Source organism: Phaeovulum sp. (genome assembly GCF_030684035.1).
Taxonomy (GTDB): domain Bacteria; phylum Pseudomonadota; class Alphaproteobacteria; order Rhodobacterales; family Rhodobacteraceae; genus UBA6213.
The window spans coordinates 1-23,683 of record NZ_JAUXPI010000053.1 but is presented as its reverse complement, the minus strand read 5'-3'; the positions used below and the strand labels follow the sequence as shown (position 1 = coordinate 23,683).

Sequence of the window (23,683 nt, the reverse complement as noted above, 5' to 3'; positions counted from 1 at the left end):
CTCCCCCGCTCTGCTTATCCGGCGAGCAACTTCATCTTCGGCCTGATGATTGTAACCGGCTGTGCCGAGCGAATTGCCTGATCGAGGATCTTGGTCGGTCGGCTGAGCGAAAACACCGAGCCGCGAATAAGCTCGCCGACCGTTACCTCGGGCAGGGGCAACTTGTCAGCTTGATAGATGTCTTCGAAATCGCTGAGGGCAAAATTGATGCTCCTTTCGAGTTCTTCCAGGTCGGTCGAATTCGTCCGGCTTGTCAGGCCGACGAAATTGCCGTTTCCGGCATAGGCCAACAGCACCTGCACCGTCTTGACCCCGTCGCAGATTGCCAGCGCCACATCGCTGAGCATGGCGACAAATGTTGGCGCGTCGGCCCTTGCGTAGATGGTTGCGGCATTTGTAACATGCACCCCGAACGAGGCATAGGCGTGGACGCTCTTGCGGCCAAGCGTGAGCAGGTAGTTCTCGAGCGCCATGTACTCGATCGCGCGATCAACGCCAGGGATCAGGAACGCCGCATCGAATTCCACCTGCATTTCGGCGGCGCCGACCGAGAGCCCGATCTGGCGCGCGTAGGTCACCAGCCGCTCGCGCTCTTCGTGCAGGCGCGCGGCCATGCCCATGCGCGCCTTGAGTTCGAGCCGGTCGAGCGGTTTGGTGAGGTAATCGGTGGCACCAGCGGCAAAGGCGCTGTCAACAAAGGGCCGCCCCGACATCGCCGTGACCATCACGACGGGAGTGCGGCGGTAAAGCTCCAGCCTGCGGACCCGCGCGCAAAGTTCGACCCCACTCACGCCCGGCATCTGGATGTCGAGCAAGAAACAATCGAAAGGAAGCTTCGCCAGTTCGATCTTCTCCAGCGCCTGCTCGGCGGAATTCGCTGTCACGACATCGTCGTAGCCCAGAGAACGGAGCGCCGAAAGGATCAGTTCAAGAAAGACCGTGTCGTCATCGACCGCCAGAATTCGCATGATGTTCTGCCTTCGTTTCAGTTCGGCGCACATTCCGGGAAAAGCAGGTTCAGTGCCCTGATCATGCGTCCGCTCTCTGCTTAAGGGCGAATCGTGGCAAATTCACGTCGAATTGCCGGTAATACCGGGAGATTTCCAACCACGCGGGGCCAATCGAATCAAAGCGGGGCATGATTCCGCGACCAGTCAGCGCGACGGCTGCAAGAGATCGCGGATCGCCGCAAGAAATTCGTTCCGGTTGATCGGCTTCGACAGGATCATGTCGGCAGGGCAGGATGCGCCAAGCTCGACGATCTCGGCACCCGACGAGGCCGAAAACAGCATGGTCGGCGTAGCGGAATTTACATTGCTCGAGGCGCGCAGGTGCCTGATCAGCTTGTCGCCGTGAATGAAAGGCATCTTGCGATCAAAAATCAGCAGGTCGAACTTGCGCGCCATGCACAGGCCCAGCGCCTCGCGCCCATCCGATGCGATTTCGAGATCGACAAAGCCGAGAGAGGCCACGAAATGCGCGACAATTTCCTGACTGACCTCGTCGTCCTCGGCGAGCAGGCAGCTGGCGCGCCGGGCCGCGGGTTCACCGTCATGCGCTGCGTTTTCGCTCATCACCCTACCGAAACTTCCTGGCCGAAACACCGCGAGTTCAGAGCTTGAACCCGCGCCGGGCCGCAACTATAGCCGCGCGACCTTCCGACGCGCCCGGCCCCAGCCCAGGCCTTGGCACCGGTGCCGCCCGGCATGCTACCGTTATCGCGGCGAGTTTGTCAAAGGCGCGGATTCGGGGAAGAACCAGGCGGCGATTTCACCTGTCCGTCGTCACTGATTTGGAACAACCGCGCAGATTCTGGATGGGAGAGTACAAGTTCATCTGGTTCAGGTCATGCCGCCTGGCGCTGATGGCTCAAGCGGCGGGTCGAATGGTTTGCCGTTTGACGGGTCTCCTTTCGGCCAGAGTGATTTGACCGCGCCCGAAGCGGATATCGGCGGATATCGTGGGTAGCGGCAATCGGTTCTGACGATGCCGTCAATCCATCGGCGGAAAGACCCCGGTGTTCTTGACCGTGCCGTACACAAAGCTGGTGTCGATCGAGCCGATGCCCCCAATCGGATGAATGCGGTTGCGGATGAAATCTTCGTAGGCGTCCAGACCGGAGACCACGACTCGCAAAAGATAGTCCGCTGGGCCGGTCATCAGATGGCACTCCAGCACTTCATCCAGCGCCCGGACCCGCTTCTCAAAATGGTTCACCAGTTCGGCGCTGTGACGCTCCAGCCGAATACGAACAAAAACGGTGACCGGAAGGCCATAGGCCTTGGCATCGACTACGACCCGATAACCCAGGATCGCACCGCTTTCCTCCAGCAGACGCATTCGGCGCAGGCAAGGGGATGGCGACAGGTTTACCTCGGCCGCAATTTCAAGATTCGTGGCGCGGCCATTGCGCTGCAGGGCGCGGATGATCTGGCGGTCTTTCTGGTCCATTTGCTTCCATAGCGGCATTAAATGCCAAAAACAATCCTAAGGTTGGCATATATAGCAATAAAATGTCACCAGGGGAAGCGCAAAGTCGTGAAAGCGCCGAGAAGGACCCTGCCATGCACGCCTCCCCAACAAGCTTTGCCACCCGCGCCATTCACCATGGCTATGATCCGCAGCAAAACGAGGGAGCGCTGAACCCACCCTTGTATCTGACTTCCACCTTCACTTTCGAGACCGCCGAAGCAGGCGGCGCGATGTTTGCGGGCGAGGCCGAGGGGCATTTCTACAGCCGGATTTCCAACCCGACGCTGGCGCATCTGGAAACCCGAATCGCCAATCTGGAGGGGGCGGAAGCCGGGCTTTGCACGGCTTCGGGCATGGGGGCGATCACCTCGACACTCTGGACCTTTTTGCAGGCGGGCGACGAGGTGATCCTCGACAAAACACTTTACGGCTGCACCTTTGCCTTTCTGACGCATGGCCTGCCGCGCTTTGGTGTGACGGTGCGCCCAGTGGATCTGTCCGATCCGACCAACCTTGCGGCGGTGATCGGGCCGAAGACCCGGATCGTCTATTTCGAGACGCCCGCCAACCCAAACAACCGCCTGGTCGATATCGCCGCGATCAGCGAGATCGCCCACCGGCACGGGGCGAAGGTGGTGGTGGACAACACCTATGCGACCCCCGTGCTGACCCGGCCCATTGAGCATGGTGCCGATATCGTGGTGCATTCGGCTACCAAATACATTGGCGGCCACGGCGATGTGATCGCCGGGCTGGTTGTGGGGCGGGCCGAGGACATGGCGCAGATCCGCCTCATTGGCATCAAGGACATGACCGGGGCGGTGATGTCGCCGTTCAGCGCGATGCTTCTTCTGCGCGGCATCAAGACGCTGGAGCTGCGGGTGCGGGCGCATTCCGCCGCCGCCCTGACCATCGCCCGCGCGCTTGAGGCGCATCCGGCGGTGAAATGCGTGCATTACCCGGGTCTTGACAGCTTTCCTCAATCCGCGCTGGCGCGGCGGCAGATGGGGGCTTTCGGCGGCATGATCCCGTTTGAGGTGGTCGGCGGCAAGGCGGGTGGCATTGCCATGATGAACCGGCTGCGGCTGATCCAGCGCGCGGTCAGTCTGGGCGACGCCGAAAGCCTGATCCAGCACCCCGCGTCCATGACCCATTCCACCTATACCCCCGAGGAACGCGCGGCGCATGGCATCGCCGAAGGGCTGGTGCGGCTCTCGGTCGGGTTGGAGGGAGTGGACGACATTCTCGATGACCTGATGCAGGCGCTGGCCGCCCACAACGCCGAAGCTGCCTGACCCCTTACCCGACAGCCGGAGGAGCCGATGACCGACACCCCAATTCGCGGTGATGCGACCAGCCGCGCCCCGCGCCCGACCGCAGGCGGCTGGCTGAACCGCCTTGACCGCAAGCGCGGCGCGGGGCCGTTTCTGCCCGGTCATCATCTGCCCGCCGCCGGGCCTTCGACCACGGCCGTGCATGCCGGCACCCATGACGATGCGCGCACCGGGGCAGTCGGCACGCCGATCTATCAGGCTTCGACCTTTCTTCTGAACGCCGATCAATACGGGTCCATCGAAGAAGGCTTCGCCCGCGACCGTTTCATCTATTCGCGCTACGGCAACCCCTCGCAATGGGCGGTGCAGGAAAAGCTGGCGGCGCTGGAAGGCGCGGAATCGGCTATCGTGTTTTCCTCCGGCATGGCGGCGATCACCGCCACGGTGATGGCGCTGGTGGACAAGGGCGCGCATGTGGTGGCCTCGGCCGATCTTTACGGTGGCACCTGGAACCTGTTCAATCAGGAATTCCCGACCTTCGGCATGTCGGCCACGCTGGTCGATCCGCAGGATTTCGCGGCGATCGAGGCGGCGATCCGGCCCGAGACGCAGCTGATGTATTTCGAAGCGATCACCAACCCGCTGCTGAAAATCATCGACATCCCCCGGCTGGCCGAAATCGCCCGCCGCCATGGACTGCGGCTGGTGATCGACGCCACCTTTGCCCCGCCGATTGCCATGCGGGCGCTGGAACAGGGGGCGGATGTTGTGGTGCATTCGGCCTCGAAATACCTCAACGGCCACAGCGACCTGATTGCAGGCGTCGCCGCCGGTCCGCGCAAGCTGATCGACATGATCTGGCCACGGCTGTTGAACTATGGCGGCTCGCTCGACCCGCATGCCTGTTTCCTGCTGGAACGGGGCCTGAAAACCCTGGCGATCCGGATGCGCGCGCATGAGGAAAGCGCCCATGCGCTGGCGCGCTATCTGGAAGGCCACCCCACGGTGACGCGCGTCTTTTATCCGCTGCTCGACAGCCACCCCGACCGCGCGCTGGCGCGGCGGCTCTTGAAGAACGGCACCGGCAATGTGACCTTCTTTGTCGAAAGCGATCAGGCAGCGCTGCAACTAGTGGGCGCGCTGCGCATCCCCAAGCAGGCCACCAGCCTTGGCGGGGTGGAAAGCCTGGTCAGCCTGCCCTTCAACACCTCGCAGGCCAGCTATACCGCCCGCCAGCGCGCCGCCATCGGCATTCATCCCGGCTGCGTGCGCCTGTCGGTCGGGATCGAGGATGCCGCCGACCTGATCGCCGATTTCGAGCAGGCCCTTGCCCAGATTTCCGCCGCAAAGGAAGCGACCCATGCGTAACAGCCTGCCCACCGCCGCGCTCAGCGAATTCGTCAACGAGGTGACCGGTGCCCCCGAGGAGGCTCTGATGGATTACGGCGTCATTCTCGATTGGGAAAGCGGCACCCGCAGCCGCGCCGAGGCCAAGCCGATGCGGGTGGGGCCGCACCGGGTCAGCCGGTGCTTCAGTTGGAAGGTGGATGAACCCCGGCAGTTGATGGGCAACAACCACGGGCCGAACCCGCAGGAACTGCTGCTGTCGGGGCTGGGGGCCTGCATGATGGTGGCCTTCGTTGCCGGGGCAACGGCCGAGGGCATCCAGTTGGAAAGCCTTCGGATCGACCTTGACGCGACGCTGGACCTGCGCGGCTTTCTGGGGATCGGCAGCAATTCCCCGGTCGGCTTTCCCGAAATCAGCTATACAATTCATGTGACCGCCGATGCGAGCCCCGAGCAACTGGCCGCGCTGCACGCCAGGGCCGTGGCGCACAGCCCGAATGCGCAGACCATCCTCAACCCGGTGGCGCTGCGCGGCGAGATCGTCTCGACCCGGTCCGGGGCCTGAGCCCACCCAAGACGAGGAGCCGCCGATGACCCGCGCTGACCAGACACACCTGAAGACCATCGAGCGGCGGCTTTTGTGGCTTTCGCACTGGATGATCCACCATGCCAACTATATCCGGCCCAAGGTGGACGGCATCAAGATCGGCGGCCATCAGGCCAGTTCCGCCTCGATGGTGTCGATCCTGACGGCGCTCTATTTCTCGGCGCTGCGGCCCCAGGACCGGGTGGCGGTCAAGCCCCATGCCTCGCCGGTCTTTCACGCGATCCAGTATCTGATGGGCAATCTGGATCGCGCGCGGATGGAGAATTTTCGCGGCTTTGGCGGGGTGCAGAGCTATCCCTCACGGACCAAGGACATCGACGATGTCGATTTCTCGACCGGCTCGGTGGGGCTGGGGGTAGCGATCACCGCATTTGTCTCGCTGGTGCAGGACTATATCGCCGCCAAGGGCTGGGGCGCGGGCCTGCCGCTGGGGCGCATGGTGGCGCTGGTGGGCGACGCCGAGCTTGACGAGGGCAACATCTATGAGGCGTTGCAAGAGGGCTGGAAGAACGACCTGCGCAATTGCTGGTGGATCATCGATTACAACCGCCAGTCGCTGGACGGCATCGTGCGCGAGGGGTTGTTTGCGCGGGTTGAAAAGATCTTCGAGGCATTCGGCTGGGATGTGGTGCGGGTCAAACATGGCTCCTTGCAAAGCGCGGCCTTTGCCGAGCCGGGCGGCGCTGCCTTGCGCGACTGGATCGACGCATGCCCGAACCAGCAATATTCGGCGCTGACCTTCATGGGCGGGGCCGTCTGGCGCAAGCGGCTGATGGACGATCTTGGCGATCAGGGTGAGGTGACGGCGCTGATCGAGCGGCGTTCGGATGCGGAACTGGCAGAGCTGATGGAAAACCTTGGCGGCAATTGTGTGGAAACCATGGCCGAGGTCTTTGCCGCCATCGACCATGACCGGCCAACCTGTTTTCTGGCCTATACGATCAAGGGCTGGGGCACGCCGATTGCGGGCCACAAGGACAACCGCGGCGGGCTGATGAACAAGGCCCAGATGGCCGTGTGGCAGCGTCACATGGGCGTGCCGCCGGGCCAGGAATGGGAGAAATTCGCCACCGTTGCTGATCCGGGGGCTCTGCAAGCCTTTCTAAACAAGGTGCCGTTCTTTGCCGGGGGGCCGCGCCGTTTTGGCGACGCCAGGCTTGCGGTTCCCGACATCGCGATCAGCGCCGAGCGCGAGATTTCGACGCAGATGGGCTTTGGCAAGATCCTCGATGTTCTGTCCAAGGGCGACAGCGACCTGGCTGCCCGGATCGTGACCACCTCGCCTGACGTGACCGGCACCACCAACCTTGTTCCCTGGGTCAACCGGCGCAAGCTGTTCGCCCGCAAGCCGCGGGCCGATGCCTTCATCGAGCACCGCATCCCCTCGACCGCGAAATGGGAATTCGCCCCCGACGGCCAGCACATCGAACTTGGCATCGCCGAGATGAACCTGTTCCTGCTGCTGGGCGCTGCGGGCCTGTCGCATTCGCTGTTCGGCAAACGGCTTTTGCCGATCGGCACGGTCTATGACCCTTTCGTCGCCCGCGGCCTCGATGCGCTGAACTATGCCTGCTATCAGGATGCACGCTTCATGATCGTCGGGACCCCTTCCGGCGTCACGTTGTCATACGAGGGCGGCGTGCACCAATCCATCAGCTCGCCGCTGATCGGCATGTCACAAGACGGTCTGGCCGCCTTTGAGCCCGCCTTTGTCGATGAACTGGCGGTGATCATGCAGTGGTCCTTCGGGTATATGCAGAAGGACGGCGAAGGCGACCCTGACGAAAGGACATGGCTGCGCGACGAGACCGGTGGCTCGGTATATCTGCGGCTCTCGACCAATCCGCTGGAACAACCAGGGAAACGCCAGGACGAAGCTTTCCGGCAAGGGGCCATCGACGGTGCCTATTGGCTGCGGCAACCGGGGCCGAACTGCAATGTGGTAATCGCCTATCAGGGTGCAGTGGCACCTGAGGCCATTGCGGCGGCCGGGATCATCGGCGAGCACCGGCGCGACGTGGGCGTGCTTGCCATCACCTCGGCCGACCGGCTGAATGCGGGCTGGACGGCGGCGCAGCGCGCCCGTGCGCGGGGCAATCCGCGCGCCAGCAGCCATATCGAGACGCTCTTTGCCGATCTGCCGCGCAACTGCCTGATCGTGACGGCCATTGACGGCCACCCCGCCACGCTGGCCTGGCTGGGCGGCGTGGCCGGTCACCACATCGTCTCGCATGGCGTCGAGCACTTTGGCCAGACCGGCACCATCGGCGATCTTTATCGCCACTTCGGGCTTGACCGGCAGTCGATTGCCCGCTCGGTGCTGGAACTTTCCGCCGGCAGAAAGTAGGCGGTTGTCGCCCTTGCTCCGATGGCCAGAGCTTGACCGCCTGTGCCCCGGCCCGCCGCTTTGCCGGTACCAGTCCCGGCCATTTTCGGAACCTCCCCGGATATGCGCAATCGAGAAGCCAACGCCGCGATCAAGCAAGGCACGACTGGCCGCTGCAATTGTGGCTTGTCGTTCTTACGCGATTGAGTGGCCAGCCCCGGCCTGACCCGCCTCTCGGCGGGTTCCTGATCCAAAAGACCCCAATGATCGCGGCCCCACGCGGATTGCAAAGCGTCTTGAATGCAGCGCAGCAGTCACCCGGCTGCGGACAGCTTTTCGCTGACAACACCAAGCCAGATCATCGCCTGTTCGGAGTCGTGCAGCTCCGCGGTTTCCACGCCGTCGGAAAACGCATCGAATGCCGAGCGATTGCGGGAACTGATACCGCAAATAACCGGAATGCCAGCCACGAGCGCCGTTGCGATCAGGTCGCGAAACCCGCGCCCCTCTGCCTCGTGCTTGCCGAATCTGTTGACGACCAGCAAGTCGGCACCTTCAGCCAGGCCGCGTTCGACAGCGGCCACGGCGGTTTCCAGCGCCTCGGCGTTGAGCCTGCAACCGCGCGAAGCGGTGCCAAGGTTCTGGCTGATGCGCAGCACCGGGCCCGCGGGCAGCACACGCAGATCCATGTCGCAGTGGCGGCTTTCCGGCCGCTCGATATTGGTTTGCACCACCCCCACGACCCGCGTTCCGCAGGCCATCAGGTCTGCCGCGAGATGCGCAAGCAATTTGTCGGTCTGGCCGCGCTCTGGGGCGCTGACAACGGCGATATGCATGGCCAGCACTCCGCGAGCAGGGGTCGAACACGCCGCATAATGACCTCGAATCACGGCAATGGAAACCCGATAATCGCGCCGCCTCGAAAATGCAATGCTGCCTGGCAGCAATGCAATCGCGGCATTAATTGCCGAACAATTTGGCGCGCAACGTTTCGAAATCGTAACGCGGCGTTCTTGCGCTGCTTCCAGCTTGTGAGGGCGTGTAAGGCGTTGTATAACAATCATATATCTAATGGCATAAGTTAGATATATAATATCTAGTAAAATATCGCGTTACAAATTAGTAACGTTTGGCGTCGATTTTTTAAAATACATTGACTGCCTTATTAATAGACGTGTGCATTGGAAAGATGTTAGCATGAAACGACAGTGCCCGGCATGCCGGATGCTGACGGATCGTGGATGATGCCGCCCCGTTTCGCCCTGCCAGGTCCGGCACGGAGGTTCGCGGACATCGTCGTGATGGAGAGGGGAGGGAACCAGAATGACCAGTTTGGGCCTGCAGGCCGATCCTTCGTATGGCGTGCCCGGCAAGAAGCGCTGGGCAATGGTCGTGGATCTCAGGCGCTGCATTGGCTGCATGGCCTGTGTTGCGGCCTGCAAGGCCGAATACGACGTGCCGCTCGGAGTTTGGCGCACCACGGTGCGCGTCAAGGACACCGGAACATTTCCGAACACCCGGCGAAATTTCATGCCGCGGCTGTGCAACCATTGCGATAACCCGCCATGTGTGCGCAACTGCCCGACCGGGGCAACCTACAAGCACGAAGAGGGCTTCGTGCTGCAGCACTTTGAACGCTGCATCGGCTGCCGCACCTGCATCGCGGCTTGCCCCTACAACGCGCGGTTCATGCTGCCGCGCAACCGCACGCGGGTCGGCGTCAACAGCGTCATCGACAAATGCACCTTCTGCGAGCACCGGGTCAGCCAGGGGCTGGTTCCTGCCTGCGTGCAGACCTGCATTGGCCGCTCGCGCATCTTTGGCGATGTCAACGACCCCAACAGCGAAGTTGCAAAGATCGTGGCAACGCAGAAGACCACCACGCTCAAGCCCGAGAAGGGCACGCGACCGCAGGTTTACTACATCAAGCCTGACCGCGTCGGCACCGAGCAGATATTGAGTGCGCCCGAATCCTACGCGGCACGCTCGGACGCCGAGGCGTTCTATCGGCACAACAATGGCAGCCGCTTCTACGGCGGCACACTCTGATCCGGGGAGGATGAAATGTTCGAATACCTACCGATGCATGTCGCCCCTTGGGGAGTGGAAATCGTCATCTATTTCTTCCTGATCGGCACAGCGAGCATGGTGTTTGCGGTCGCCGCAGGGCACGCAACCTTCGGCCACGTTGCCGAGCCACTGAAGAACTTCGAAGTTACCGGCGCAATCATTGCGCTGGTGTTGCTGGCGGCGGTGGTGCCGCTCCTGATCCTCGACATCAGCCAGCCATGGCGATTCCTGAACCCGATCCTGTATTTCCGCTGGACCTCGCCGCTTTCGTGGGGCTCGCTGTTCCTGCCGCTGTTCGGGCTTGCGATCCTGGGCTTTCTCTATGGCATCTACACCAAGCACCCGTTGATCCAGCGCTATTCGGCGATCCTCGGCACGCTCTTGGCTCTGTCGATGCCGCTCTATACCGGGCTCGACCTGATGGTGAACCATGCGCGCGAGCTTTGGGCAAACCCGACGATTCCGATGCTGTTCGTGGTGCTCTCGATCACGTCGGGTGCAGGCCTGGTTGCGCTGGTGCAACTGGTCCTGGGGCGGCTGACACAGCCGATGACGCGGCAGATCCGCTTCATGCTCGCCTTCTCGACCGGCGTGACCTTCTGGCTGTTCCTTGGTCTGGTCATGACCATGGTCTATGGCACCGAAGAAGTGCAGGGCGCGTTCGCTGCGATCAACAACGACTTCGCGCTTGAGTTCTATGGCATCGCCTTCGTGATCGGCACTTTGGTGCCAATGGTGATCGTGTTCGGGCCGATGCTGCACAAGGTCATGGACTTTGGCCGCAAGCCGATTGCGGTCACCATAGCGGGCCTCTGCGGCGCGCTGGGAGCTTATGTGTTGCGCGATGTGCTGATCCATGCCGGTCAGCTCGCGCAGCTCTATTATTGACACACCGTCCGGCAAACACCCGGAAAGGAGCAACAAGATGGGTCACATCGGGAATATCAAGACGAACCGCCGCGGCTTTCTGAAGCTCGGTGCCACGGCCTCGGCGGTCGGGGCCACGCTGGCAAGCACGCGCCTTGTGGCGATGGAGCAGGAGCTGGGAGGTGCCGACTTTTCGGCGGTGACCGGCGAAAAGCGCACCGCGGTGCCCTACACCTGCATGGCGTGCAACATCGAGGATGGCGGCGTCGCCATGGTCGAGAACGGTCGTATCGTCAAACTTGAAGGCAACATGGACCACCCCAACACCCGGGGCAAACTCTGCGCCAAGGGAAATGCGGGCTTTCTGCATGTCTATGATCCGGACCGGATCATGTCGCCGCTTCTGCGCACCGGCAAGCGCGGCGAAGGCAAGTGGAAACGCATCAGCTATGACGAGGCGACCAGCCTGCTTTCCGAAAAGCTGCGCGCGGTCATCGACCGTTCGCGCGCCGCCAATGACCCCTCGATCCTGAATGAAACGGTGATCAAGTGGGGCCGCAACCGCACCGGCGGCGGCATCGACCGCTTCATGCATGCGCTCGGCTCGAATGCCATGCTCAACCACACCAACATCTGCGAGTCCTCGAAAAAGGTCGGGCTCGAGCCTTCCTGGGGCCCGGACATCGAATCCTGCGACTGGGAGAACACGAAATACATTCTCAACTTCGGCTCGAACATTCTCGAGTCGGCGTATTTCATGAACCCGAATGCGCAGCGTCTGGTTGACGGCGTGGTCGATAACAAAGCGAAGATCGTGAGCTTCGACGTGCGCATGTCCAACACCGCTGGCTATTCGCACGAGTGGTTTGCGCCCTATCCGGGAACCGATTCCGCGATCGCGCTGGCTATGGCGCATGTGATCATGACCGAGGGTCTGCACGACGCCGAATTCATCCGCGACTGGACCAACGTCACCGAGGCACAACTGCTGGCGCATCTGGCACCGTTCACGCCCGAATTCGCCGAGCAGGAATCCGGCGTTCCGGCAAAGGATATCCGCCGTATCGCGCGCGAATTCGCCACCACGAAGCCTGCCACGACCTTCTCCTATCGGGGGCCGTGCAAGCATCTTTGGGGTGCCTATCAGGAAGCCGCGATTCACATGCTGAACGTGATCACCGGCAACATCGAGAAACGCGGCGGCTATTGCCTGCCGCGCGGCATGGGCTGGCCGCAGCCATCGCCGAACCCGCCCAAAGGCCCGGTGCCCAGCATCATCGCGGCACCGCCGCTTTATCCGCTGGCATCCCACCATGTTTCGACCAATGCGCCCTACATGATCATGCGCGGCGAGGCGAAGGTGTCGGTCTGGATGTACTACTACGACAACCCGGTCTATTCCTACCCGTCGAGCCACGTCTGGAATGCGTTCCTGCGTGACGAAAGCCTGGTACCGTTCTCGGTTGCCTTCAGCTGCTTCATGTCGGAATCCACCGAACTTGCCGACCTGATCATTCCTGACGTGACCTATCTGGAACGGCACGACCCGGAATCGATGCCAAGCGGCCTGTTCCCCTGCCTGAGCATTCGCCAGCCGGTGATCAAACCGCTTGGCGGCACGCAGGAATTCCGTCAATCGCTGATCGACATCATCCACAAGGTGGACCCCGACGGAGCGCTTGGCGCGCGCAAGTATTTCGAGTTCGACTCGGTCGAAGACTGGATGCGCCAGCATTTCGACTCGATCCCCGGGCTGAAGGAAGAGGGCGGCTGGGACCACATGAAGAAGGTCGGGGTCTGGCCGACCTACGGCACGGTCAGCAAGGACAACGGCAAGCTGATCGACGACAACGGTGAGGTGGTCGTGGCCGAATACGGGCTGCATGCCGCCGAAATCCCCGCCGCGACGATGGCGAGCGCGGTGGTGGAGCCCGATGGCAGCATCACCAAGGACGGTGCGACGATCGGTGTGCAGATCGACGGAAAGAACCACACCGGATTCGGCACACCCTCGCGCAGGATCGAGCTCTACAAGGAAAGCTTCCGCAAGTATGGCTTCAACCCGCTCCCGGTCTACAAACGGCTACCCAGCCGCGACAAGAAGCCGGGCGAGATGATCCTGACTACCTTCAAGGTGAACGTGCACACCCAAAGCCGCACGGCATCGCTGAAGTATCTGGCCGAGATCTATCACAAGAACCCGGCCTGGATCAGCCCGGCCCGCGCCAAGGCGCTCGGAATTGCCGATGGCGATCTTGTGCGCATCACCTCGGCGGTGGGCTACATGGTGACCCGCGCCCACCTGACCGAAGGCATCCACCCTGAAGTTGTTGCCATTTCGACCGCCTGCGGCCACTCGGCCTATGGCCGCCTTGCGACACTGAAGCACAAGGAGGCAGATGCGGAATGGGCCCTGGGCGGCGACCCCGACATCACCAACAACGTCTGGTGGGATGACAAGGGCGTGCACCCGAACCCGATCATCCGGCTGTCGCTTGACCCGATCGGCGGTTCGCAGGCATGGTACGACACCGTGGTGACGGTGTCACCTGCGCAACCGGGCGACAAGTACGGCGATACCAAGGTCAGCGTCGAAGCCTCGATGAAGGACTACGACGAGGCGCTGCGCTATGCCTATACGGGCGATCTGCACCGCGCCGCGCATCAGGAGGTTGACGTGGACTGGAACGCGCTGCCGCGTCCGGGCCACTGACCGCGCCAAAGGGGCTGGTGGTGAAAGCTGCCAGCCCCTCTCACATCTAGACTGGAGAACATCGGATGCACGCCGATAAATTCGTTATCCCTGCAGAGGCGGCGTCGGCGACAAAGCTGGAAACCGATGTCGAGGTGCTGCGCGCGCAGGCGGGGCTTTATGCCTTTCTCGGGCGCTGCCTTGAAAGCGAGGTAGATCAGGCGCTGCTTGTGGCGCTTCGTGGGCCGCTTCGCGATACTCTTGCGGAATTGGGCATCGACATTGGCGAAGACCTGCGCAGCGGTGCGCCGAAAGAAGTGCTCGCCGACCTCGGCGAAGAGTTCGCGGCGCTTTTTGTGGTTCCCGGCGCGGTTCTGCCCTATCGCTCGGCCTATGAAACCGGACGGCTGTTCCAGCCGCAGGCCGATCTTGCGACCGCGGCCTACCGCGATGCCGGTTTTGATTTCCGCAATATCCTTTCGGGCGAGTTTCCCGATCATGTCGCGGTGATGCTCGCCTTCGTCGGCCGTTTGCTGGAGCGCCAGGCAGAGGCGCTGGAAGCAGGCAACACCGACGCCGCGGCCGAATGGCAGCGCCGGCGCGAGCATTTCTTGTTGCACCAGATCGGCGGCTGGGCGGTCGGCTGGAGCCGCCGCGCGCAATCCTGTGCCCGGCATCCGTTCTACCTGGCGGTCCTTGGGCTGGCCGAGCAGGTCATCTGGGCCGACATCGGCGATATCGCCGACGAAAAAACCCTGAAACGTCTGGTCAAGTCGAACCGGCGGCCGCTGGTGAAGCAAAAGACCGATCACGCGTTTCGCAAAGCATCCGGATTTTAAGGAGCGCAGCATGCGCGGCACCGGCAGGGTATTGATCATCGAGGGTTCGGGGCGGGGGTTTCTTAGCCACTATGCCCATGCTTTGGCGCTGGGGTTGCATCAGCGCGGGCACGAGGTCCGGCTGGTCACCGCGCAAGGCGACGAGCTGGCAGGCTGGGAAGCGCCGTTCGAGCGGCGGGCGATATTGTGCCCTGGCGTCGCCGGTTGGCTGAAGCTTCGGCGCGAAGTGCGCGCGTTCAACCCCGATGTGGTGCATTTTCAGTGGCTGTCCGATCCGGTAGCCGCAGCAATCTTCGTGCGCTGGGTGCAGCGGCGCGGCGCGGTGGCGCTTTACACGCCGCACAATCTCTTGCCGCATCGCGGCCGCTGGGTGACCATGCCGCTTTTCCGCAGGCTCTATCGGGTGTTCGACCGGGTGGTGGTGCGCGATGCCTCGATGCGCTGGGCGGCAAGCGAGTTTCTCGACCTGGACCCCGACCGCATGTCGATGGCGCTCGGCAGCCCCAACATCATCGCCCACCCGCAGGCACCACGGCGGCTGCCCACAGAATTGCCGCCGCGCCAGCGGGGCGAGGTTCGCGCGCTGCACTTTGGCCATGGCAACCCGCGCAAGGGGCTGGAGCCGCTGCTCTCGGCGCTTGGCCGGATGGATTGTCCCGAAACGCTGCATCTGGTGCTCGCGGGGCAGGGGGTTGCCCGAGGCATCGCCCCCGAAGTCATCGCGGCGGCGCGCGGCAAGCTGCGCCTCAGCATCATCGACCGCTATCTGGGGCCCGAGGAAATCGGCGGTTTGTTTACCGATATAGACCTTTTGACCATGCCCTACACCAAGCTTTGCCGCAGCCCGATTCTTGACCTCGCGGCCGCCTTTTCCACGCCTGTGCTGCGCACCGCGCGTGTTGAGGCGACCGAGTTCGACGACGGTGTGCATGGCGTGACGATTGAAGGCGGCGACTTCCTCGGCTTTGCCGCGGCGCTCACCAGCCTCGCGGCGGAACCCGAAGCGTTGCGGTCAATGCGCATGGCACTGCGGTATTGCCCCGATTTCGCCGCCTCGGTGGAACGGCTTGCCGCAACTCACGGCGATATCTATGCTCGGGCGGCGGAAAGCGGCGCGCGGTATAGCCGCGGCGCTGCGAAAACGCGGGCGCTGGTTGTCGGGGAATAGCCATGCACACCATCATCGTTATCGCGCCGCAAACCCGAACCCGGCAACTGGTCACTCTGCTGAAAAAACACCGCGCGGTGTTTGAAGAATACCGGCTGCTTTCGACCACCGAGACCGGCGAGGTGCTGGAGCGCGACACCGGGCTGGAGATCAGCCACGTCTTTCCGGCGCGCAAGGGTGGCGACCTGCAACTTTGCGGGCTGGTCTGCACCAATTCGGTGCTTGCGGTGTTCTTTTTGCACGATCCGCTGTCTAGCGACCCCGCCGACCCGGACATTCTGCCGTTCCTGCGCGCCTGCGACCTGAACAACGTGCCGCTGGCCACCAATATCGTGACCGCGCATGCGCTGGCGCTTTGGCTTGGGCGCAAGATCGAGACCGATGCCCAAGCCGAGGCCGAGTCCGAAAGCGCGCCCGCCGAGGCAGAGCGGAGCGCGCTGCAATGACCATTCCCCGACCCGTTGCGATGCCTGCCGAGGCGCGCTCGATCCGCGTCGGTGCGGCGGCTGTGGTGGTCGCGGGCTATTGCATCAACGACCGCGGCCGCCTTGATGCCTGCGACCTTTGCAGCCGCGCCTGCCATGCCAACGCGATCACGATCGGGCTCGCGGACCCGGTGGTCGATGCGTCGCTCTGCGTTGGCTGCGGTGCCTGCGTTCCTGCCTGCCCTGCGGGGGCGCTGGAAATCGGCGGCTTCGATGTGGCGGCGGTGCCGGGGGCGGTGGTGCAGGGCGACACCGCCAGACTCGCCTGTGCCGCCAGCGGGCAGGACGGCGCAGGTCTGGTCGCCTGCCACAAGATGACCGACGCGCGGCTGCTTGCCGCGATTTATGCCGCAGGCGCGGGCGAGATTGTCATTCTCGGCACCGAAAATTGTGCGGACTGCCCCGGCGGCGATGCGCGCCCGGCGCTGGCAGAGGCGGTCCAGACGCTGGGCAAGTGGTTCGGCGAAGATGCACCGAAGGTGGTTTTTGCAGCTGTTGCGGAGGCGGGTGGGGCATCTCGGCCGGGCGGCGCGGTGGAACGTCGGCATTTTCTGCGCGGCGCTTTCCGGGCATTGGCCCCCGAACCCGCCGCGGCACCTGCGCCGCCCATGCCCGACTTCGACGACCCGGTTTTTGACGACGACAGCGATGGCGCGCCGGCGCGGCCGGTACCCTACCAGGCGCTGCTGGCCGCGGCGCGCGCCCGGCTGCCGTTTCGCCCCAACAGCCCTGCCGGGGCGACCGGGCGCAGCATCGGGGCCGCATGCTCGGGCTGCATGGCTTGCGCCGAACTTTGCCCGACCGGTGCCTTGGGCGATGCCTCGGGCGCGGTCGGTGGCGGCTACCTGCGGCAGGTCAGCTTTGATGCGACGCTTTGCACCAATTGCACGCTTTGCCAGAAGATTTGCCCGATGACGGCGATTACCGCGCGGGCGCTGCGCGGCACCGAAGCGGCATCGGCCCGCCGTGCCGTGCTGTTTGCGCGCGCCGAACAGGTCTGCACCACCTGCGGCGGGCTTTTCGCGGCGGTGCCGGACGGGCCGACGCTTTGCCCCGGCTGCGAGAACGACAAGCATATGGACGACGACTGGATGGACATGCTGAGTGGTTGAAGGAAAATGGCGCGTGGTTGCAGCACTTGCAGCCGCGCTGGCGGTGGCGGGGGCGGTGTCGCTCTGGTGGCTTGGGCGCGCGCCGAAAGACCCCGAAAAACTGTTTCGCAAGCGCTGCACCAGCTGCCACGTTCTGCCCAACCTGTCGGCCTTTCGACGCGGCGATATCCGCGCTATCGTGACCACGATGCTTGTAAAGAACGGGGCGAATGCGGTTATCTCCCCGGCTGAAGCCGAGCGGATCATCGCGTATCTGGAGGAGGTAACACCGCCATGACCGGAATTCCGGCATCAGACAATGATCTTGAGCGACGGGTGCGATCTGCGCTTGGCAACATTACCGTTGGCGAGGGCGGCCCCGATGTCGTCTCGGCCGGGCATGTGGCGGCGGTGGTCGCCACCGGCGGTGCCGTCAGGGTGCTGCTCGACCCGCAGATCGTCGGCACCGAAGACGGCGAGGCGCTTTCCGAAATCATGCGCGAGGTTGCCGGCGCGGTGCCCGGCGTGGCGCGGGTGATCGTCAAGCCGCGGCCACAAAGCATCACCTCGATCCTGGCAGAGGCACCGGGCGCGGTGCTGGCGGTGCACAGCGGCAAGGGCGGGGTCGGCAAATCGACGCTGTCAGTCAACCTTGCGGCGGCGCTGGCGCATGGTGCCGCCGGGCGGCCCTTGCGCGTCGGGCTGCTTGATGCCGATGTCTATGGCCCCTCGGTGCCGCTGTTGCTGGGTGTCTCGGGCCGTGCCGAGACCACCGCAGATGGCAGCCGCATCGCCCCGGTCGAAGCGCATGGGCTGAAGATGATGTCGCTTGGCCTGATGATGCCCGAGGGCAAGCCGCTGGCATGGCGCGGCGCGCTGGTGTCGGAAGGGCTGCCGCAACTCATTGCCGAGGTTGACTGGGGCGAGCTTGATGTTCTGGTGGTCGATCTGCCGCCGGGCACCTCTGACGTGCATCTGGCGTTGGCGCAGGCGGTGCCGATTGCCGGGGTGCTGGCCGTGACCGCGCCGGGCCAGATTTCCACCGACGATGTGCGCCGGGGGCTGGAGATGTTCGCAGACATAGCCGTGCCCTGTCTGGGGCTGGTCGAGAACATGAGCACCGTCGTCTGCCGCAAATGCGGTACCGAGACCCCGCTTTTCGGGGCCGATGGCGGTGCCGAGCTGGAGCGTGAAACCGGGGTGCCGCTGCTGGCGCAGATCCCGTTCCTGCGCGAGGTGCTGCTGGCCTCCGAAACCGGGGTGCCGATGGTGCTGGCAGAGCCCGATGCGCCCTATTCGCAGACGGTCAGGGCGCTGGCGCAAAGGCTGGCGCAAGACCTTGCGGCGCAGATGAAAGGCGGTGCGAAATGGCCGAACTGACCATGGAAACCGGCGTGGAGCCGATTGCCGGGGTGCGTGACATCGTGCTGGTGGCAAGTGGCAAGGGCGGGGTCGGCAAATCCACGGTTTCGGTGAACCTTGCGGTTGCGCTGGCGCGCGCCGGTCTGCGCACCGGAATCGTTGACCTCGACCTTGGCGGGCCTTCGGTGGGGCGGCTGACCGGGGCCGAAGAGGTGCCGGAACTGCGGCCGGACGGGCTTGCGGTGCCCGAGCAACGCCACGGGCTGAGCGTGGTCTCGATGTCGGGAATGATCCCGCCCGAACAGGCGCTGGTCTGGAAGGGGCCGCTGGTGGCGCAGGCGGTCGCACAGCTTTTCCGCGAGGTGGCCTGGCCCGACCTTGATGTGCTGGTGGTCGATATGCCGCCGGGAACCGGCGACGTTCTGCTGAGCGTTGTCGAGCAGGTGCCGGTTGCCGGTGCCGTGGTGGTGACCACGCCCGAGCGGATGGCCAGCATTGATGCCGAGCGCGCGGTGGCGCTGTTTCACGAACACGATATTCCGGTGTTCGGCGTGGTGCGCAACATGGCGGATTTTGTCTGCCCCTGCTGCGGCGAGGTGCAGCCGCTGTTCGCGCCTGCCGCCGCCGTCGATGTGGCGCGGCGGATGCATGTTGCCGACCTCGGCGCGATACCTGCCGATCTTGGGGCCGCGCGGCAAGCCGCCGCCGGGGTGCCGATCATCGTCGCCGCCCCGGAAGGTGCCACGGCGCAGGCATTTGCGCGGCTTGCCGAGGCGGTTCAGCGTTCGATCGAGCGTGAGCGCGCGGCGCAGGCGCAAAACCAAGCAGGAGAGCGCTCGATCTGGGAGATCATCAATGGTGGATGAAGCCGCAACCGACGCCGCAAATACACGGCCGAGCTTGTTCGTCGAGGCGGGCAGCACCGAAACATTTGCCGGGGCTGATGCGCTGATCTGCACCGCAGGCGACGGTGAGGCGGCTGCCGCGGCCGCCGCTCCGCTGATCTGGCGCTGCGCGCCGGGGTCGGCGGTTCCCGCAGGTGCGCGGGTCTGCGTGGCCGACGGCGGGCTGGGTGCCGCGGCGCAATTGCGTGCCGCGGCGGGCGGTGCTTTCGTGGTGCCGCGGGTCGAGGTGCAGCGCGCAGCGCGGCGCTACGGGTTTGCTACCGACGCCTCGGGAAGCGGGTTCAGCACCTATCACCTCGATCCGGCAACGGCGGCGGGCTTTGATGTTGACGATGGCGGGCGGCAGATGTCGCTTGCAGATTGGCTTTCCGAGGCGGCGCGGCTCGGATTTGCCGAAGTTTGGCTGCACAGCCGCGACGCGGCGGCGACCGGGCGCGGTTTTGCCGCCGACCTGCTTGCCCGGGCGCACCGGCTTGCGCCGCATCTTGGCCTCTGGCTTTCCGGCGGCGGTGCATCGGCGGAAGATATCGAGCGGGTGGCGTCGCGGCCCGGCCTCGTGGCCCTCGTGGTGCCGCAGGCCGCGCTTGCGACAACATGTGTCGGCGATCCGCCAGACACAGAGACAGACGGCCGGCCGACTGCATAGGCCGGGGGCGCTGCGCCTATCGATTGCGCAGATGCGCGCGAATGTCGCATGTGCCGCGGCACTGTGCTAGGTTGCCGAAATGGGAAAGGGCCTTGCAGCCCGAGGGCGCGGCTTTTTGGGAGGGAGCGTGCAGCCAGTGGTTGATCGGCGCAAATTGCTTGCTTCGGCGGCGGCGGCTGCTTTGCTTGCGGCACCGCGCGGCTGGGCATCGCTTGGCCCCGGCGGCGCGCTGCGGGTTGGCCTGACCGGTGTGGTTGTGCGCGAATACATGCGGTCTTTCAACAGATTAGCAGATTATCTTGCGCTGCGCCTTGGCCGCCCGGTAGAGTTCGTGCTGCGCCGTTCCTACCGCGACATCATGGATTTGCTTGAACGCGGCGAGCTCGATGCGGCATGGATCTGCGGCTATCCTTTCGTCAAGCCGCGCAACCCCGAATATCTTTCGCTGCTGGTGGCTCCCGTCTATCGCGGTTCGCCGTTCTACCGCTCGTTGCTGATCGTGCCAAGCGCAAGCTCGGCCGCGAGCATCATTGATCTGCGCGGCAGTGTGTTTGCGTTTTCCGACCCCGATTCCAATTCCGGCTATCTGGTGCCGCGCACCACGCTTGCCGACGCCGGCTTCAACCCCGACCAGTTTTTCCGAATGTCTTTCTTCACCTACAGCCATGCCGAAACCGTGCTGGCGGTTGCCCGCAGTGTCGCCGACGGCGGATCGGTAGACAGCTATGTGTACAACACCCTGCAAAAGTTCGAACCCGAAACCGTTTCCGGCACCCGGGTGATTGCACAATCGCGGCAATTCGGATTTCCCCCGATTGTAGTGCGCAACGATCTGGCACCGCAAATCCGTGACCGGTTTCGCGATGCGCTGATCGGCATGGCGAGCGACGCGCAGGCGGTTCCGGTGCTGGCGCTGCTTGATCTGGACGGGTTCACCGAGGTATCGCCCGCTCTTTACGACCCGATCCGCGAAATGGCAAAGCGGTTTGCGAAGGCCGCGACGGCAGAGGTGCCGCTGCAATGAACCGCATATTGCCCAGACACTGGAGCCTGATGACCAAGCTGCCGCTGACAATCACACTGATGGTCTTCGCTTCGGCGCTGACGATCGGGCTGGTGGTAATTGCGCGCGACGGCGCGCGCCAGACCGCACGGCTGGAAACGCAGACGCTGGCGCTTGCGCGCGCAGTGGCTGCGGCCGGGCAGGATGCGCTGCTCAACCGCGACACTTGGGCACTTTATCGCACGCTTGATCAACTGATTGAACGCCAGCAGGCCGCCTCCGGCGATACGCCGGTGGTTGATGCAGCGTTTCTGGATGCCGAAGGCGTTGTCATGGCGCACACCGACGCGGCGGCGCATCCGATCGGCTTGCCGCTGATTGCGCAAGGGCCGCTTGCATCGCGGCAGATTTCCTATGCCCTGGGCGCGGCGCAGGCAACGCTTTACCCGGCAGAGTTGCGTGACCCGGACTTGGTGCATGCGGTGGTACCGTTGCGGGTTGATGAGACCGATGTCGGCTATCTTGTCTTGCGCAGTTCGATGCAGCCGATGCAGGCGCAGTTGCGCAAGGATTCATGGCTGGTGCTGGCATTTTCGATTGGCCTAGCCTTGGTGACAAGCACACTTGGCATACTGATTTCGCGCCGCATGGTCAGCCCGCTGCGCGACCTCGCCAATGGCATCGCCGCGGTTTCACAGGGCGGTCGGGCCGAAGTGCGCGAGGTGCCGCTGATCGACCGCGACGAGATCGGGCTGCTGGCCGAGCGGTTCAACCGCATGGTCAGCGAGTTGGAGCGCAACAAGCGCCTTGAACAAGACCTTGCGAATGCAGAAAAACTGGCCGGCCTCGGGCGCTTTGCCGCAGGCCTCGCGCATGAGGTGAACAACCCGCTCGGCGGCATGAAAAACTGCGTCAACATTCTCCGCCACCGCCCTGACGATGCCGATCTGGTGCGCAAGTACCTGCCGATGATCGACACCGGTCTGGACCGGATTTCCGCCACCATTCAGGCTTTGCTTGGCGAGTTGCGCGGCGAGAGCAACGCGCACCCTTGCCGGATGGGGTGTCTGGTTGACCTCGAAGCCCTGATCCGGGCGGAAATTGCCGAGCGACCCATTGCGCTGACCTGGAACGTCGAGCCGCAGGTGCTTATGGGGGTTTCGATCAGCTGCACCTGCCCGCATGTGCACCAGATCATCATGAACCTTTCGCGCAACGCCATTGCCGTGATGCCCGAAGGTGGCAGCCTGAACGTTACGGCGCGGCGCTGCGGTGGCGAGCTTGTGCTTGAGGTCGCCGACAGCGGACCGGGGCTTGACGCAGCGGCGCAGCGCCGCCTGTTCGAGCCTTTCTATACCACCTCGCGGCAAGGCACCGGCCTCGGGCTCTGGATCACCTACACGTTGATCCAGCGCATGGGCGGCAACATCACGGTTGACAGTGCACCCGGAAAGGGCGCGCGTTTCACCGTGACGTTGCCGACAGTGGCCCCGTTCAAGGTGCCACAAAAGGAGAGTGAACGTGCCGCGTGACGCGACCGAAGCCCCGGCACCAAGCATCCTGATTGTCGATGACGACGATCTGATGCGCATTTCGCTCGAGGATCGGCTTCGCATGGAAGGTTTCGAGACCTTCGCCGCAGCCGATATCGCCTCGGCGCGCGAACTGCTGGCGACGCGGTTCTTTGACCTCGTGACCACTGATATCCGGTTGCCTGATGGTGACGGGCGGGCGCTGTTCGAGGAAATCTGCCGGGTGAACCCCGGCGCGCCGGTGATTCTGATGACCGCGTATATTTCTGTTGAGGATGCGGTTGCGCTGACCAAGGCCGGGGCGGTCGATTACCTGACAAAGCCGTTCGATCTTGACGAATTCGTGTCCAAGGCGCGGCGTGCGGTAGATCGGCTGCACGATCTGCGCGCCGCGCCGATCGTGGGTCTGGATGGCAGTGCGGCACCTGCGGGGTCAGGCCTTCTGGGGCGCAGCCCGGCGATGCGGCGGATCGAGAATATTGCCGCGCGCATTCGCGATGTGGACTCCTCGGTGCTGCTGACCGGCGAATCCGGGGTCGGCAAAGAGGTCGTGGCGCGGTTCATTCACCGCAACAGCACCCGTGCCGAGCGGCCATTCGTGGCGATCGACTGCGCGGCTCTGCCCTCCGCCATGGTCGAAAGCGAGCTGTTCGGCTTTGAGCAGGGCGCAATGCCCGGGGCCGAGCGGCACCATGCGGGGCGCTTTGAGCAGGCGCAGGGCGGCACCATCTTTCTTGACGAGGTTGCCGAAATCTCGCTGGAAACGCAGGCCAAACTGTTGCGCGTTTTGCAGGAGCGCGAAGTATTGCCGCTTGGCGCAAGCGGGCCTGTCGCGCTTGATGTGCGCGTCATTGCCGCGACGCAGGTAAACCTCGATGCGGCAATAGCTGCCGGCCGGTTTCGCGCCGATCTCTACTGGCGGCTGAATGTCATTCACATTCCGATACCGCCGCTGCGCAAGCGACCTGACGACATCCTGTTTCTGGCGCGGCGGTTC

Annotated in this window: 22 protein-coding genes; 18 read left to right on the top strand and 4 right to left on the bottom strand. The window is 63.8% G+C overall.

What is annotated here, in order from left to right; translation table 11 throughout:
• Nucleotides 1-14 precede the first annotated feature (14 nt).
• The 3 genes from Q8J98_RS12380 to Q8J98_RS12370 form a co-directional block, all read right to left on the bottom strand.
• On the bottom strand, nucleotides 15-968 hold the full coding sequence (locus Q8J98_RS12380) for a PleD family two-component system response regulator (RefSeq protein ID WP_305294622.1): 954 nt from the start codon (nucleotides 966-968) through the stop codon (nucleotides 15-17).
• A 186-nt stretch (nucleotides 969-1,154) separates the two neighbouring features.
• Nucleotides 1,155-1,574, bottom strand: coding sequence for a response regulator (locus Q8J98_RS12375; protein ID WP_305294621.1), 420 nt, complete (start codon nucleotides 1,572-1,574; stop codon nucleotides 1,155-1,157).
• A gap of 418 nt (nucleotides 1,575-1,992) precedes the next feature.
• On the bottom strand, nucleotides 1,993-2,451 hold the full coding sequence (locus tag Q8J98_RS12370) for an Lrp/AsnC family transcriptional regulator (protein ID WP_305183387.1): 459 nt from the start codon (nucleotides 2,449-2,451) through the stop codon (nucleotides 1,993-1,995).
• A 113-nt stretch (nucleotides 2,452-2,564) separates the two neighbouring features.
• Between Q8J98_RS12370 and Q8J98_RS12365 the strand changes: the two genes are divergently transcribed.
• Genes Q8J98_RS12365 through Q8J98_RS12350 form a run of 4 tightly spaced genes read left to right on the top strand, consistent with a single transcriptional unit; the run spans nucleotide 2,565 to nucleotide 8,047 of the window.
• Complete coding sequence (locus Q8J98_RS12365) at nucleotides 2,565-3,767, top strand: methionine gamma-lyase (protein ID WP_305294620.1); 1,203 nt, start codon at nucleotides 2,565-2,567, stop codon at nucleotides 3,765-3,767.
• 27 nt (nucleotides 3,768-3,794) lie between these two features.
• Nucleotides 3,795-5,114: a PLP-dependent aspartate aminotransferase family protein gene (locus tag Q8J98_RS12360; RefSeq protein ID WP_305294619.1), complete on the top strand. Its 1,320-nt coding sequence runs from the start codon at nucleotides 3,795-3,797 to the stop codon at nucleotides 5,112-5,114.
• Entirely contained in the window at nucleotides 5,107-5,658 is a 552-nt protein-coding gene (locus Q8J98_RS12355; RefSeq protein WP_305294617.1) for an OsmC family protein, read from the top strand. The genes Q8J98_RS12360 and Q8J98_RS12355 overlap by 8 nt, the downstream gene beginning before the upstream one ends.
• A gap of 25 nt (nucleotides 5,659-5,683) precedes the next feature.
• Nucleotides 5,684-8,047 carry a transketolase gene (locus Q8J98_RS12350; RefSeq protein ID WP_305294616.1) on the top strand — a complete coding sequence of 788 codons (2,364 nt, stop codon included), beginning with the start codon at nucleotides 5,684-5,686 and terminating at the stop codon, nucleotides 8,045-8,047.
• Nucleotides 8,048-8,340: 293 nt separating this feature from the next.
• Here the strand turns inward: Q8J98_RS12350 and Q8J98_RS12345 are convergent, their stop codons facing one another.
• Nucleotides 8,341-8,862, bottom strand: coding sequence for a DUF2478 domain-containing protein (locus Q8J98_RS12345; RefSeq protein ID WP_305183392.1), 522 nt, complete (start codon nucleotides 8,860-8,862; stop codon nucleotides 8,341-8,343).
• A 487-nt stretch (nucleotides 8,863-9,349) separates the two neighbouring features.
• Here Q8J98_RS12345 and dsrO point away from each other — a divergent pair, with 487 nt between their 5' ends.
• The 14 genes from dsrO to Q8J98_RS12275 all read left to right on the top strand — a co-directional run.
• Nucleotides 9,350-10,075, top strand: a complete 726-nt coding sequence (dsrO, locus tag Q8J98_RS12340; RefSeq protein WP_305294615.1) for a sulfate reduction electron transfer complex DsrMKJOP subunit DsrO — start codon at nucleotides 9,350-9,352, stop codon at nucleotides 10,073-10,075.
• Between the two features lie 15 nt (nucleotides 10,076-10,090).
• Nucleotides 10,091-10,984, top strand: coding sequence for an NrfD/PsrC family molybdoenzyme membrane anchor subunit (gene nrfD, locus Q8J98_RS12335; protein ID WP_305294614.1), 894 nt, complete (start codon nucleotides 10,091-10,093; stop codon nucleotides 10,982-10,984).
• Nucleotides 10,985-11,021: 37 nt separating this feature from the next.
• Entirely contained in the window at nucleotides 11,022-13,676 is a 2,655-nt protein-coding gene (locus Q8J98_RS12330; protein ID WP_305294613.1) for a molybdopterin-dependent oxidoreductase, read from the top strand.
• Nucleotides 13,677-13,741: 65 nt separating this feature from the next.
• Complete coding sequence (locus Q8J98_RS12325) at nucleotides 13,742-14,494, top strand: molecular chaperone (protein WP_305294611.1); 753 nt, start codon at nucleotides 13,742-13,744, stop codon at nucleotides 14,492-14,494.
• A gap of 10 nt (nucleotides 14,495-14,504) precedes the next feature.
• Nucleotides 14,505-15,662, top strand: coding sequence for a glycosyltransferase family 4 protein (locus Q8J98_RS12320; protein WP_305294610.1), 1,158 nt, complete (start codon nucleotides 14,505-14,507; stop codon nucleotides 15,660-15,662).
• Between the two features lie 2 nt (nucleotides 15,663-15,664).
• On the top strand, nucleotides 15,665-16,108 hold the full coding sequence (locus Q8J98_RS12315; RefSeq protein ID WP_305294609.1) for a methylglyoxal synthase: 444 nt from the start codon (nucleotides 15,665-15,667) through the stop codon (nucleotides 16,106-16,108).
• Nucleotides 16,105-17,259 (top strand): 4Fe-4S binding protein, encoded by a 1,155-nt coding sequence (locus Q8J98_RS12310; protein ID WP_305294608.1) that lies wholly within the window; start codon nucleotides 16,105-16,107, stop codon nucleotides 17,257-17,259. The genes Q8J98_RS12315 and Q8J98_RS12310 overlap by 4 nt, the downstream gene beginning before the upstream one ends.
• A complete protein-coding gene (locus Q8J98_RS12305; RefSeq protein WP_305294607.1) occupies nucleotides 17,252-17,536 on the top strand; it encodes a cytochrome c in 285 nt (94 codons plus the stop codon). Before Q8J98_RS12310 ends, Q8J98_RS12305 begins: the two co-directional genes overlap by 8 nt.
• Nucleotides 17,533-18,618 (top strand): Mrp/NBP35 family ATP-binding protein, encoded by a 1,086-nt coding sequence (locus Q8J98_RS12300; protein ID WP_305294606.1) that lies wholly within the window; start codon nucleotides 17,533-17,535, stop codon nucleotides 18,616-18,618. Before Q8J98_RS12305 ends, Q8J98_RS12300 begins: the two co-directional genes overlap by 4 nt.
• Nucleotides 18,606-19,466, top strand: a complete 861-nt coding sequence (locus Q8J98_RS12295) for an Mrp/NBP35 family ATP-binding protein (RefSeq protein ID WP_305294604.1) — start codon at nucleotides 18,606-18,608, stop codon at nucleotides 19,464-19,466. Before Q8J98_RS12300 ends, Q8J98_RS12295 begins: the two co-directional genes overlap by 13 nt.
• A complete protein-coding gene (locus tag Q8J98_RS12290; protein WP_305294603.1) occupies nucleotides 19,456-20,151 on the top strand; it encodes a hypothetical protein in 696 nt (231 codons plus the stop codon). Before Q8J98_RS12295 ends, Q8J98_RS12290 begins: the two co-directional genes overlap by 11 nt.
• A 127-nt stretch (nucleotides 20,152-20,278) precedes the next feature.
• Nucleotides 20,279-21,175, top strand: a complete 897-nt coding sequence (phnD, locus tag Q8J98_RS12285; RefSeq protein ID WP_305294602.1) for a phosphate/phosphite/phosphonate ABC transporter substrate-binding protein — start codon at nucleotides 20,279-20,281, stop codon at nucleotides 21,173-21,175.
• Nucleotides 21,172-22,686 carry a HAMP domain-containing sensor histidine kinase gene (locus tag Q8J98_RS12280; protein ID WP_305294601.1) on the top strand — a complete coding sequence of 505 codons (1,515 nt, stop codon included), beginning with the start codon at nucleotides 21,172-21,174 and terminating at the stop codon, nucleotides 22,684-22,686. The genes phnD and Q8J98_RS12280 overlap by 4 nt, the downstream gene beginning before the upstream one ends.
• On the top strand, nucleotides 22,676-23,683 hold a 1,008-nt coding region (locus tag Q8J98_RS12275; RefSeq protein ID WP_305294600.1), incomplete at its 3' end, for a sigma-54 dependent transcriptional regulator. The genes Q8J98_RS12280 and Q8J98_RS12275, both read left to right, overlap by 11 nt.